The sequence below is a fragment of the Streptomyces sp. NPDC002640 genome (genome assembly GCF_053592575.1).
Genome location: NZ_JBSFVZ010000015.1, coordinates 150501 through 163973, shown reverse-complemented (window position 1 = coordinate 163973; position 13473 = coordinate 150501). Strand labels below are relative to the sequence as shown.

Annotated in this window: 10 protein-coding genes; all 10 read left to right on the top strand. The window is 72.3% G+C overall.

Annotation, left to right across the window (positions count from 1 at the left end; genetic code table 11):
- Positions 1–140 precede the first annotated feature (140 nt).
- The 10 genes from ndk to ACWD3O_RS20700 all read left to right on the top strand — a co-directional run bounded on the left by ndk (position 141) and on the right by ACWD3O_RS20700 (position 13394).
- A complete protein-coding gene (gene ndk, locus ACWD3O_RS20745; protein ID WP_451411912.1) occupies positions 141–551 on the top strand; it encodes a nucleoside-diphosphate kinase in 411 nt (136 codons plus the stop codon).
- A 257-nt stretch (positions 552–808) separates the two neighbouring features.
- A complete protein-coding gene (locus ACWD3O_RS20740; RefSeq protein ID WP_108955326.1) occupies positions 809–1828 on the top strand; it encodes a rod shape-determining protein in 1020 nt (339 codons plus the stop codon).
- A gap of 259 nt (positions 1829–2087) precedes the next feature.
- Positions 2088–3125, top strand: a complete 1038-nt coding sequence (gene mreC, locus ACWD3O_RS20735; protein WP_451416877.1) for a rod shape-determining protein MreC — start codon at positions 2088–2090, stop codon at positions 3123–3125.
- Between the two features lie 19 nt (positions 3126–3144).
- Positions 3145–3789: a rod shape-determining protein MreD gene (gene mreD, locus ACWD3O_RS20730; protein WP_451411910.1), complete on the top strand. Its 645-nt coding sequence runs from the start codon at positions 3145–3147 to the stop codon at positions 3787–3789.
- Complete coding sequence (mrdA, locus tag ACWD3O_RS20725; RefSeq protein ID WP_451416876.1) at positions 3786–6314, top strand: penicillin-binding protein 2; 2529 nt, start codon at positions 3786–3788, stop codon at positions 6312–6314. Before mreD ends, mrdA begins: the two co-directional genes overlap by 4 nt.
- Positions 6311–7513 carry a rod shape-determining protein RodA gene (gene rodA / locus ACWD3O_RS20720; protein WP_451416875.1) on the top strand — a complete coding sequence of 401 codons (1203 nt, stop codon included), beginning with the start codon at positions 6311–6313 and terminating at the stop codon, positions 7511–7513. The genes mrdA and rodA overlap by 4 nt, the downstream gene beginning before the upstream one ends.
- A 176-nt stretch (positions 7514–7689) precedes the next feature.
- Positions 7690–9198, top strand: a complete 1509-nt coding sequence (locus ACWD3O_RS20715) for a CYTH and CHAD domain-containing protein (RefSeq protein ID WP_451416874.1) — start codon at positions 7690–7692, stop codon at positions 9196–9198.
- Positions 9199–9352: 154 nt separating this feature from the next.
- On the top strand, positions 9353–11311 hold the full coding sequence (locus ACWD3O_RS20710; RefSeq protein ID WP_451411906.1) for a TIGR03960 family B12-binding radical SAM protein: 1959 nt from the start codon (positions 9353–9355) through the stop codon (positions 11309–11311).
- A gap of 126 nt (positions 11312–11437) precedes the next feature.
- A complete protein-coding gene (locus tag ACWD3O_RS20705) occupies positions 11438–12586 on the top strand; it encodes a hypothetical protein (RefSeq protein ID WP_451416873.1) in 1149 nt (382 codons plus the stop codon).
- A gap of 46 nt (positions 12587–12632) precedes the next feature.
- A complete protein-coding gene (locus tag ACWD3O_RS20700; protein ID WP_451416872.1) occupies positions 12633–13394 on the top strand; it encodes a TIGR03936 family radical SAM-associated protein in 762 nt (253 codons plus the stop codon).
- Positions 13395–13473: the final 79 nt, after the last annotated feature.

Below are 13473 nucleotides of genomic sequence, written 5' to 3'. Positions count from 1 at the left end.
CCCCGAGGGGCGGCGTCGGTGCGGCGGCGGGCCGGCCCCACCGCGGAGGCTTGGCCGTGCCTCGGGTGCTGGGCCACCGGCCGGGGAGGATAGGCTCGGACCGATCTTCACCAGCCCGTACAGCCACTCCGGGAGCCCGCATGCAGCGCACCCTTGTCCTCCTCAAGCCCGACGCCGTCCGTCGCGGCCTGACCGGCGAGATCATCAGCCGTATCGAGCGCAAGGCGGGCTGGAGCATCACCGCCCTCGAGCTCCGCACCCTCGACCAGGAGACCCTCGAGCAGCACTACGGCGAGCACAAGGGCAAGCCGTTCTACGAGCCGCTGCTCGGCTTCATGTCGTCCGGCCCGGTCGTGTCGCTGATCGTCGAGGGCGAGCGCGTGATCGAGGGCGTGCGCCGTCTCGCCGGTCCCACCGACCCGATCGAGGCGCAGCCCGGTTCCATCCGCGGCGACTTCGGCGTCATCACGCGGGAGAACCTCATCCACGCCTCGGACTCCGAGGAGTCCGCCGAGCGCGAGATCAAGATCTTCTTCCCCGGCCGCGTCTGACCCGTCGGGCGGCGCCGACCGTTGTGGCCGGGCCCTCTTTGGGGGAACCTTTCCCTCCGACGGCACGTCACCGGAGGCGTACAGCTCCGTCTTCTGCTGAGAATGGCGGAGACCCTCGCGCAGTGTCAGGGGGCGGGCGAGACTACGATGGTTAGCCTTGCAAGCCTTCACGTCACAGCACCCACCCTTGCCGTCCCCACCGCAAGCGGATTCACGCTCAACGTGGGACGGCCAGACGAATTCTGATGGGGAACTCAATGTCGTTCATCGGCCGTGACATGGCTGTCGACCTCGGGACCGCCAACACGCTGGTGTACGTGAGGGGTCGCGGGATCGTACTCAACGAGCCGTCGGTCGTCGCGATCAACACCAACACCGGCGGCATCCTGGCGGTGGGGGCCGAGGCCAAGAAGATGATCGGCCGCACCCCCGGCAACATCGTGGCGGTGCGCCCGCTGAAGGACGGCGTGATCGCCGACTTCGAGATCACCGAGCGGATGCTGCGGTACTTCATCCTGAAGATCCACAAGCGCCGCTACCTGGCCCGCCCGCGGGTCGTGGTGTGCGTGCCGTCCGGCATCACCGGGGTGGAGCGCCGCGCCGTCATCGAGGCGTCGACCCAGGCCGGCGCCCGCCAGGTGCACATCATCGAGGAGCCCATGGCCGCCGCCATCGGCTCCGGCCTGCCGGTCCACGAGGCCACGGGCAACATGGTGGTGGACATCGGCGGCGGCACCACGGAGGTCGCGGTGATCTCCCTCGGCGGCATCGTGACCGCCCAGTCGATCCGGGTCGCCGGCGACGAGCTGGACAACGCGATCATCCAGCACGTCAAGAAGGAGTACTCGCTGCTCCTCGGCGAGCGGACGGCCGAGCAGATCAAGATCTCGATCGGCTCCGCGTACGACCTGGACAAGGACGAGCACACCGAGATCCGCGGCCGCGACCTGGTCTCCGGCCTGCCGAAGACCGTGGTCATCTCCGCCGCGGAGGTCCGCAAGGCGATCGAGGAACCGGTCAACGCGATCGTCGACGCCGTCAAGACCACGCTGGACAAGTGCCCGCCCGAGCTGTCGGGCGACGTGATGGACCGTGGGATCGTGCTCACCGGCGGCGGCGCCCTGCTCCGCGGCCTGGATGAGCGGCTGCGCCGGGAGACCGGCATGCCGATCCACATCGCCGAGGACCCGCTGGACAGCGTGGCGCTCGGCTCCGGCAAGTGCGTCGAGGAGTTCGAGGCGCTCCAGCAGGTCCTGGACGCCCAGCCCCGCCGCTGAGCCACCCGATTGACGGAACGTCACCTGTCCGCCGTACGGGGCGCACCCGTACGGCGGACCTCCGGCCGGACCCGGAACTCCGGCGTCCGGCCCAGGCGTTTCTCCCGTGGATTCGCCCGTACCGGGACATAGTCGTCGGTGGACGCAGTCGCTCGCCGGCGCAGCCGCCCGCAGACACAGCAAGTCCGCAGACACAGCAAGTCCGCAGACACAGCAAGTCCGTACGACCATTCCGACAAGGAAGGCACGGCCGCCGCACGTGAGGGACACACGAGAGAGCCGGCTGCTCCTGGTGCTGCTGGTCGCGATCGCGTTCGCGCTGATCACGGTGGACATCAGGGGTGGGAAGGACTCACCCGTCGACGGCGCCCGGCATGCCGCGGCCGCCGTCTTCGGCCCGATCGAGAACGGCGTCGCCTCCGCGGTCGATCCGATCGGCAACGCCGTCGCGGCCGTCCGCGACTCGGGGGAGCGCCACGACCGGCTCACCGAACTCGAGCAGGAGAACGCCGCCCTGAAGGCGGAACTCGGCAGCGACGCGCGCGACCGCAGCAGGCTCCGCCAGTTCGAGAAGATGCTGGCCACCGCGGGCGCCGGGCAGTACAAGATCAAGGGCGCCCAGGTGGTCGGCATCGGCGCCGCCCAGGGCTTCTCCTGGACGGTCACCCTGGACGTCGGCGCCAACGACGGCATCCAGCGGGACATGACGGTGCTCAACGGCGACGGCCTGGTCGGCCGCGTCACCACCGTCGGCCCCGAGACGGCCACGGTCCTGCTGGCCAGCGACCCCGACTTCACCGTCGGCACCCGCATGGAGGGCAACGACGAACTCGGCTTCGCCTCCGGCCAGGGCGACCGGCCGCTGCGCGTCCAGCTGCTCAACGGCAAGGCGAAGGTGGAGAAGGGCCAGCGCCTGGTCACCTTCGGCTCCGAGGGCAACAAGCCGTTCGTACCCGGCGTCCCGGTCGGCGTCGTCTCGCGGGTCGACCCGGCCGGCGGCGACCTGACGCGTACGGTCTACGTCACGCCGTTCGTCAGCTTCACCCAGCTCGACATCGTCGGCATCGTCGTCCAGGGGCCCGCCAAGGACCCGCGGGACAGCGTGCTGCCGCCGAAGCCCAAGCCGACGCCCGTCCCGACCGTGACGGTGACCGTCACACCCGGCGCCCCCGATCCCGAGGGCGAGGCCGGCCGGGCCGGTCAGGAGGGCCAGGCGGGCCAGGACGGCCAGGCCGGCCAGGACGGCGCCGCAGGACAGGGCGGGCAGCAGCCGCAGCAAGACCAGGACGAGCAGTAGGAACTGGGGGGATTTACCCATGAAACTGAACCGGATCCTGCTCTCCGGCACGCTGGTGGTGGTCGCCCTGGTGATCCAGGTGAGCATCCTCGCCAGACTCCAGCTGCCCGGAGCCGTACCCGACCTGCTGCTGCTCACCGTCCTCGGCCTGGCCCTGGTCTACGGGCACACCGGGGGCGCGCTGGTCGGCTTCGCGGCCGGCCTCCTCGCCGACCTGGCGCCGCCCGCCGACCACGCGGCAGGCCGGTACGCGCTGGTGCTCTGCGTCGTCGGCTACCTCGTCGGGCTCGCCAAGCCGGAGCACGGACGGCTGCGGACCGCGATCGGCCCGATGGCCGTCGTGGTCGCCGCCGCCGTCGGCTCCACGCTGCTCTACGCCGGAGTGGGCGCGCTGGTCGGCGACACCGCCGCCCGGGACGTCGGCCTCGGCTCCCTGCTGTTCACCGCCGCGCTCTACGACCTGCTGCTCACCCCGTTCGTGGTGCCGGGCGTGATGGCCCTGGCCCGCCGCGCGGAGAACGACCCGCTCGCCGACTCCTCCTCCGCCGGGGGCGGCGCCTCCGTCACCTCCAACTGGCTGGTCTCCGGCACGCCCGGACTCAGCCGCACCCGCGCCGGCCGCTTCCGCGTCGGCAACCGCCTGAAGGGGGTGAAGCGGCTGTGAGCAACATTCCCGAGACGGGCCGCAGCCCTCGCGTCCAGATCCGTCTGGTGGTCCTCCAGGTGCTGGTCCTCTCGCTGCTCGCCACCCTCGGCGGCCGCCTCTGGTACCTCCAGGTGCGCAACGGCGCCGAGTACGCGGCCGAGGCCAGCGGCAACCACGTCCAGCAGGTCGTCCAGCCCGCCACCCGCGGCGAGATCCTCGACGCCCGCGGCGTGCCGATCGCGGACAACGAGAACCGGCTGGTCGTCTCCGCCTCCCGGACCGAGCTGATGAAGATGGACGACGACGGCAAGGGCGTCCTCACCAAGCTCGCCGAGGTCCTCGGCATGAAGCCGAAGGAGGTGATGGAGAAGGTCCGGCTCTGCGACTCCGAGACCCCGCAGCCCTGCTGGAACGGTTCGCCCTACCAGCCGATCCCCATCACCGACGAGGCGACGGCCCGTCAGGCCCTGCAGATCCGCGAGCGCTCCGAGGACTTCCCCGGCATCACGGCCGAGCCCGCCTCGGTCCGCCGCTACCCGAGCCCCGGCGGCGCCAACACCGCCCAGGTCCTCGGCTACCTGTCGCCCGTCACCGACGAGGAGATCCAGAAGGCCCAGGACACCGACTCGCCCTTCCTGCGCTCCGACCAGGTGGGCCGTTCCGGCCTGGAGCGCCAGTACGACCAGGCGCTGCGCGGCAAGGCCGGCGTCACCCGGTACGAGGTCGACAAGCTGGGCCGGGTCCTCGGCGAGGCCGAGGCCGACCCCGGCGTGCCCGGCTCGCACCTGGTCACCAGCATCGACGCCCGCGTGCAGCGGGTCGCCGAGTACGAGCTGGAGCAGGCGATGAAGGCGGCCCGCCAGGAGTGGGACCGCAACACCAACGAGACGTACAAGGCCGACGCGGGCGCCGTCGTGGTGCTGGAGGCCAGGACCGGCCGGGTGGTCGCCATGGCGTCCAACCCGTCCTACGACCCCAACGCCTGGGTCGGCGGCATCTCCGCCAAGGACTACGCCAAGATGACCGGCAAGAAGGGCAACTACCCGCTGCTCAACCGCGCCATCCAGGGGCAGGCGGCGCCCGGCTCCATCTTCAAGGTGGTCACCACCGCGGGCGCGGTCGACGCCGGCTACGCCTTCGACGGCAGTTACCAGTGCTCCAGCGACTACTCCATCGGCAGCCAGGTCTTCAAGAACTTCGAGTCCGCCAACTACGGCATGATCGACCTGGGCCGCGCCCTGGAGGTCTCCTGCGACACCGTCTACTACCGGCTCGCGCACGAGCAGTGGAAGAAGGACGGCGGCGGCAAGGGCAAGAACGCCAAGGACCACTTCTACAAGGCGGCCCACGAATTCGGCCTCGGCAAGGAGACCGGCATCGACCTGCCCAACGAGGTCCCGGGCCGCATCCCGGACCGGGAGTGGAAGCAGGAGTACTGGGAGGCCAACAAGGACTACTGGTGCAAGAACGGCAAGAAGGACGGCGACTACGTCGAACGCATCGAGTGGGAGAACTGCCACGGCGGCAACGAACTGCGCGCCGGTGACTCGGTGAACTACTCGATCGGCCAGGGCGACACCCTGGTGACGCCCATCCAGATGGCCGCCATCTACGGCGCCATCTCCAACGGCGGCACGATGTACGCGCCCTCCGTCGGCAAGGCCGTGATCAGCCCGGACGGCCAGAAGATCGAGGAGATCGAGCCGAGGAACAACGGCAAGCTCCCGGTCAGCGGGAAGACGCTCAAGGAGATGGACGCGGCGCTCGAGGGCGTCGCCACGCGCGGCACCGCGGCCTGGCGGTTCGGCGGCTGGCCGCAGGACAAGATCCCCATGCACGCCAAGACCGGTACCGCCGAGGTCTACGGCAAGCAGACCACCTCCTGGTTCGCCACCTACACCGACGACTACGCGATCGTCATGACGATCTCCCAGGGTGGTACCGGCTCCGGCGCCTCGGGCCCGGCCGTGCGCAAGATCTACGACGCGATGTACGGCGTCCAGCCGGACGGCTCGATCGACCGGAAGAAGGCGCTGCTCCCCGAGCCGCAGAAAAAGCTGCCCAAGGTGCGCCCCGACGGCACCGTGGACAGCCCGAAGATCGAGGACGACCCGGTGAAGGCCCTCCAGAAGGCCGCCGACGCCGCCGCCGAGGGCGGGGGCGAGGCCGGGGGCGCGACCCCGCCCGGCGCCGACCCGGGCCAGGCACCGCCGGACGAGGCCGCCGGGGGAGCGGACGACGGGGCGCCGCCCGCGCAGCAGCCCGTCGGCACCGTCGAGCGGCCCGCCGCCGGCAACCGGGCCACCCGCCGCGCCTCGCGGCGCCGGGGCGGCCCGCCACCCGGACCGGGTCCGCAGGGGCGCGGCGGCAGGCGCGCACGGGCCGGGAATGCACGAGCCGGGAACGCACGAGCCGGGAACGCACGGGCCGGGAACGCGGGCACCGGGAACGCAGGCGCCGGGAACGCGGGCGCCGGGGACGTGGGCGCCGGGAACCAGGGCGTCGGCCGCCGCTCCGGCCGGCCGGGAAGCAGGTGCTCATGAGCGTGGGAGTGAACAGCTTCTCCGTCTCCGGGTACGGACCCGAGCGGTCCGCCTGGGCCCGCCTGGTCGCGCGCGACTCGGCGGCCCGGCGGCTGGACTGGCCGATACTGCTGTCCGCCCTGGCCCTCTCGCTGATCGGCACGGTGCTGGTCTACTCGGCCACCCGCAACCGCACCGAGCTCAACCACGACGACCCGTACTACTTCCTGGTCCGCCACCTGCTGAACACCGGCATCGGCATCGCCCTGATGATCGGCACGATCTGGCTGGGCCACCGCACCCTGCGCGGCGCGGTGCCGATCCTGTACGGCGTCTCGGTGCTGCTGATCGTGCTGGTGCTCACCCCGCTGGGCGCCACCATCAACGGCGCCCACGCCTGGATCCAGATCGGCGGCGGCTTCTCGCTCCAGCCGTCCGAGTTCGTCAAGATCACCATCATCCTCGGCATGGCGATGCTGCTGGCCGCCCGCGTCGACGCGGGCGACCGCGAGCACCCGGACCACCGCACGGTGCTCCTGGCGCTCGGACTGGCCGCGCTGCCCATGCTGATCGTGATGCTGATGCCCGACCTCGGGTCGGTCATGGTCATGGTGGTGATCGTGCTGGGCGTACTGCTGGCCTCCGGCGCGTCCAACCGGTGGGTGCTCGGGCTGATCGGCGCCGGGGCCGTCGGGGCGATCGCCGTCTGGCAGCTCGGCGTGCTGGACGAGTACCAGATCAACCGCTTCGCGGCCTTCGCCAACCCCGAGCTCGACCCGGCCGGCGTCGGCTACAACACCAACCAGGCCCGTATCGCCATCGGCTCCGGCGGCCTGACCGGCTCGGGCCTCTTCCAGGGCTCCCAGACCACCGGCCAGTTCGTCCCCGAGCAGCAGACGGACTTCATCTTCACGGTGGCGGGCGAGGAACTCGGCTTCGTGGGCGGCGCGCTGATACTGCTCCTGATCGGCGTGGTGCTGTGGCGGGCCTGCCGCATCGCGCGCGAGACCACCGAGCTCTACGGCACGATCGTCGCCGCGGGGATCATCGCCTGGTTCGCCTTCCAGTCGTTCGAGAACGTCGGGATGACGCTCGGGATCATGCCGGTGGCGGGTCTGCCGCTGCCGTTCGTGTCCTACGGCGGCTCGTCCATGTTCGCCGTCTGGATCGCGGTCGGCCTGCTCCAGTCCATCCGCCTCCAACGGCCGGTCTCCGCCTGAGCGGGTCCGGCCCGCGCGCACGGAACGGGGCGGCTCCCCACCCGCACGCGGGCGGGGAGCCGCCCCGTTCTCCGTGACTTCCCGGTGGTGACTCCGCACTGGGAACCCAGCCGTGCCGGTGGGCCGCGCCTGCGCCGTGCCTCCGTTCGGGGACCCGCGCGGTTAGCCTCAGGTGTATGGCGGACACCACACGTGAGATCGAGCGGAAATTCGAGTCGCGGGACAGCGGGCTCCCCGACCTGACCAACGTGGGCGGCATCGCCGCCGTCGTGGACCAGGGGGTGACGGAACTCGACGCCGTCTACTACGACACCCCCGACCTCCGCCTGGCCGCCTCCTCGGTGACGCTGCGCCGCCGCACCGGCGGCTCCACCCCCGGCTGGCACCTCAAGCTCCCCGTCGGACCGGACACCCGGGACGAGATCGGAGCCCCGCTCACCGGTGAACCGCCCGCCGAGCTGCTGCGGCTGGTCCGCTCCCGCACCCTCGGCGCCGAGGTCGTCCCCGTGGTCCGCCTCCGCTCCGTCCGGGACGTGCGCGAGCTGCGCGACGCGGAGGGCCGGCTGCTCGCCGAGGCGAGTGCCGACGCCGTGCACGCCGAGCGGCTGGTGGGCGGGCACGGCGAGGCCCAGTGGACCGAGATCGAGGTCGAACTCGCCGAGGGCGTCGCCCCGGAGCTGCTCGACCTGGTGGAGAAGCGGTTCCGCCGGGCCGGCGTCCGCCCCTCCGACTCACCGTCCAAGCTGGCCCGCGCCCTGACCGAGACCGACCCCGACGGCGACGGGCCGGCACCCCGCCGCGGGAAGCCGGTCACGGCGGGGGACCACGTCCTCGCCTACCTCCGCGCCCAGCGCGACCGCCTCGTCGCCCTGGACCCCGCCGTCCGGCGGGACCTCCCCGAGTCCGTCCACGACCTGCGCGTGTCCACCCGCCGCCTGCGCTCCGCCCTGCGCGCCTACCGCGCGCTGCTCGACCGCGAGGCCGTCGCCCCGCTCGCCGCCGAACTGCAGTGGCTCACCCGCGAACTCGGCGTCGACCGCGACCAGGAGGTCCTCGACGCACGCCTCGCCGCCGCCCTGGACGCCCTTCCCGGCCACCTGCGGACCGGCCCCGTCCGCGAGCGGCTGACCCTCTGGTCCGGCACCCGCCGCGGCGCCAGCCGCCCCCGGGTCGCCGCCGCCCTCGACAGCCGCCGCTACCTGGAGCTGCTCACCGCCCTCGACGCCTTCCTCGCCGACCCGCCGCTGCGCAAGGCCGCCGCCCGGAAACCGGGCAGGCCGCTGGCCAAGGCCCTGGACAAGGAGTTCCGGCGGCTCTCCCGCAGGATCGAGCGGGCGCTGGCGCTGGAGCCCGGCCCCGAACGCGACACCGCCCTCCACGAGGCCCGCAAGAAGGCCAAGCGCACCCGCTACGCCGCCGAGGCCGCGGCCCCCGCCCTCGGCAAGGCGGCCCGGCGGCTCTCCCGCGACGCCAAGTCCCTCCAGCGTCCGCTCGGCGAACACCAGGACAGCGTGATGTCCCGCCAGGCCCTGCGCACCCTCGCCGAGGACGCCACCGGGGCCGGCGAGCCCGCCTTCTCCTGGGGCGTCCTCTACGGGCGCGAGGAGAGGACGGCCGCCCTGACCGAGGCGGAGCTGCCCGCGCGCTGGGCGGAGGTCGCCCGCCGGGCTCGTCCGAAGGGGTGACCGGAAGGGCGGCGCACTGCGGGTACGCTTGAGAGTCATCCTCCCCCGGCCACAACCCGGCCGGACCCCGGCCGGAGACCCGGCAGGGCCTGGCCGGAAGACCGGTGGGGCCCGGCGGGGAGGAGCACCCCCGTCCGCTCATGAAGGTTCAAGGATGTCCGAATCGGTCTTCCCGCAGCTCGAAGCTCTGCTCCCGCATGTGCAGAAGCCGATCCAGTACGTGGGCGGCGAGCTCAACTCCACCGTCAAGCCCTGGGACTCGTGCGACGTCCGGTGGGCGCTCATGTACCCGGACGCGTACGAGGTCGGCCTGCCCAACCAGGGCGTCCAGATCCTCTACGAGGTCCTGAACGAGCGTGACGGCGTCCTCGCCGAGCGCACCTACAGCGTCTGGCCGGACATGGAGGCGCTGATGCGGGAGCACGGCGTCCCGCAGTTCACCGTGGACAGCCACCGCCCCGTCGGCGCGTTCGACGTCCTCGGGCTCTCCTTCTCGACCGAGCTCGGCTACACCAACATGCTGACCGCCCTCGACCTGGCGGGCGTCCCGCTGGAGTCGAAGGACCGCGGCCTCGACGACCCGATCGTCCTGGCCGGCGGACACGCCGCGTTCAACCCCGAGCCGATCGCCGACTTCATCGACGCCGCGATCATCGGCGACGGCGAGCAGGCCGTGCTCGACATGACGGAGATCATCCGCGGCTGGAAGGCCGAGGGCCGCCCCGGTGGGCGCGACGAGGTGCTGCTGCGCCTGGCGAAGACCGGCGCCGTCTACATCCCGCGCTTCTACGACGTCGAGTACCTGGCCGACGGCCGCATCGCCCGAGTCGTCCCCAACCGCTCCGGCGTGCCGTGGCGGGTGTCCAAGCACACCGTGATGGACCTCGACGAGTGGCCCTACCCCAAGCAGCCGCTGGTCCCGCTCGCCGAGACGGTGCACGAGCGGATGTCCGTGGAGATCTTCCGCGGCTGCACCCGCGGCTGCCGCTTCTGCCAGGCCGGCATGATCACCCGCCCGGTGCGCGAGCGGTCCATCACCGGCATCGGCGAGATGGTCGAGAAGGGCCTCAAGGCCACCGGCTTCGAGGAGGTCGGCCTGCTGTCGCTGTCCTCCGCCGACCACTCCGAGATCGGCGACATCGCCAAGGGCCTCGCGGACCGCTACACCGAGGACAAGATCGGCCTCTCGCTGCCCTCGACCCGCGTCGACGCCTTCAACATCGACCTGGCCAACGAGCTGACCCGCAACGGACGCCGCTCCGGCCTGACCTTCGCCCCCGAGGGCGGCAGCGAGCGCATCCGCAAGGTCATCAACAAGATGGTCTCCGAGGACGACCTGATCCGCACCGTCGCCACCGCCTACGGCAACGGCTGGCGCCAGGTGAAGCTGTACTTCATGTGCGGCCTGCCCACCGAGACCGACGACGACGTGCTGCAGATCGCCGACATGGCGACCCGGGTGATCGCCAAGGGCCGCGAGGTCTCCGGCTCCAACGACATCCGCTGCACGGTCTCCATCGGCGGCTTCGTGCCCAAGCCGCACACCCCCTTCCAGTGGGCCCCGCAGCTCTCCGCCGAGGAGACCGACGCCCGCCTGGAGAAGCTCCGCGACAAGATCCGCGGCGACAAGAAGTACGGCCGCTCCATCGGCTTCCGCTACCACGACGGCAAGCCCGGCATCGTCGAGGGACTGCTCTCGCGCGGCGACCGCCGCATCGGCGACGTCATCCGCGCCGTCTACGAGGACGGCGGCCGCTTCGACGGCTGGCGCGAGCACTTCTCCTACGACCGCTGGATGGCCTGCGCCGACAAGGCCCTCGCCCCGCACGGCGTGGACGTCGACTGGTACACCACCCGCGAGCGCTCCTACGAGGAGGTCCTGCCTTGGGACCACCTGGACTCCGGTCTCGACAAGGACTGGCTCTGGGAGGACTGGCAGGACGCCCTCGACGAGACCGAGGTCGAGGACTGCCGCTGGACGCCCTGCTTCGACTGCGGCGTCTGCCCGGCCATGGACACGTCCATCCAGATCGGCCCCACCGGCAAGAAGCTGCTGCCGCTGAGCGTCAAGCAGCCCGCCGGGGCCACCGGAGGCCACAACCACAGCCACTGACCCGGCCCGCCCCACCCGCACGCCGCACGACGCCGCCGCATCCCGCACGGGAGCGGCAGCGTCGTCGTGCGTACCGGTTCGGTGACAGAGGCATCGTCCGGGCCTCTTCCGCGCGTCCTACCGGACGTGGAGAAGACGACGGAACGGCTCCCGGAGCGCCGGGACGAGGGATGCCTGGTCGCGGCGGTGCGGCTGCCGGTGCGGATCGTCGCGCTGGTGGTGGTGCTGCCGCTGCGGATGCTGTGGGACCTGGTCGTTGCCACCGGACGGCTCCTGTGGACCGCCGTCCTGGGCCCCGCCTGGCGCGGCCTCGACCGCACCGCGCGGTGGCTGGGCCGGGTGCTGGTCCTGACACCGGCCCGGTGGGTGTACCGGTGGCTGCTGGCGCCCGCCGGCCGGGCCGCGGCCTTCGTCGTGCGCGGCCTCGGGTGGCTGTCGTGGCAGACCGGGCGGGGGATCGCCTTCACGGGGGTGTGGCTCGCGCGGTGGCTGGTGGCGGCACCGGCGGAGGCGCTGTACCGGTGGGTGCTGGCACCCCTGGGCCACGCGGCGGCGTCCGCCGGGCGGTGGCTGTGGCGGTTGCTGCGACAGGGCGGGCGGGGTGCCGCCGCCGCGGTGGCGTGGCTGGTCCGCGTGCTGGTGATGGTTCCGGCGGTGTGCCTGTACCGGTGGGTGCTGACGCCGCTCGGACACGGTCTGACCTGGCTGGTGCGGTGGCTGGTGGTCGCTCCCGCCGTGGCGCTGTACCGCTGGGTGCTCACCCCGCTGGGCCACGGCGCCGCCTGGTGCGCCCGTGGTGTCGCCGCCGTGACGCTGTGGCTGGCCCGGTGGCTGGTGATCGCGCCGCTGCGTGCCGTCGGACGGGTGCTCGCCGTGGTCCTGCGCGAGGTGGGGGAGGCGCTCGGACACGCCTGGCGGATCACCGGACGGATCTCCCTGGCCGCCGGCCGCCTCCTGCTCCGCCTGCTGCGGTGGATCCTCGTCGACCCGGTCCGGTGGGTCTTCCGGGCGGTGCTGGCCCCGGCCGGACGGCTCGTCCGCGACACCGTGCTGCGCCCCCTCGGCCGGACCGTCCGGGCCGCGGGCCGCGGAGTGCGGAACGCGGTGGCCGCCGCCCGGGTGACGGTCCGTGAGCTGCGCCGGGAGGTGCGGACCGCCCTCTTCGGCAGCCCCCGCAAGGCCCCCGCGGCACCACTTCCCCGGGACCGGCGGGAACCCGCGGGCCCGGGAGCGCGTACTCTTGGTAGCAGTACGACCGCACTCACGAAGGATTAGAGCACTGGGCAAGCGACAGCCCGAAGGCCCGCCGCCGGCACCCGCCGTGCAGCGCATCCGACTGCGTTACACCAAGCGCGGCCGCCTCCGGTTCACCAGCCATCGCGACTTCCAGCGCGCCTTCGAGCGCGCGCTGCGCCGCGCCGACGTACCCATGGCGTACTCGGCGGGGTTCACGCCGCATCCGAAGGTGTCGTACGCCAATGCCGCACCCACCGGCACGGGCAGTGAGGCGGAGTACCTGGAGATCGCGCTCACCGAGTCGCGTGACCCGCTGAAGCTGCGTGAGCTGCTCGACGAGTCGCTGCCCGACGGGCTCGACGTGATCGACGCGGTGGAGGCCCGCACCTCCGGCCTCGCCGACCGGCTCACGGCGTCCACGTGGGAGCTCCGCCTGGACGGCGTGGCCCCCGAGGACGCGGCCCGCGCGGTCGAGGCCTTCACACAGGCCGAGACCGTCGAAGTGCAGCGCATGACGAAGAACGGTGTCCGCACCTTCGACGCCCGCAACGCCGTCGTCAGCCTGGAAGCCCGGGCGGCCGGTGGCGACGATGGGCCCGGCGACCACCCCTGTGCGATACTGCGCCTGGTTGTTCGGCACGTGACGCCTGCCGTGCGACCCGACGACGTCCTGTCCGGCCTCCGTGTGGTGGCTGACCTGGCGCCGCCGGTCCCCGCAGCGGTGACCAGGCTGGCGCAGGGGCTCTTCGACGAAGAGACCGGCACGGTGACCGACCCGCTCGCGCCCGACCGCGAGGCAGATTCCTCTGCCGCCGCGCAGGCGCCGGCGCCGGAAGGTCCCGCGTAGGGACGAACGCCGTAGCGCCGCCCTGAAACTCGGGAGCCACCTGGGTCGGGCAGCGCGCACGACCACAAGACTTTCGCCA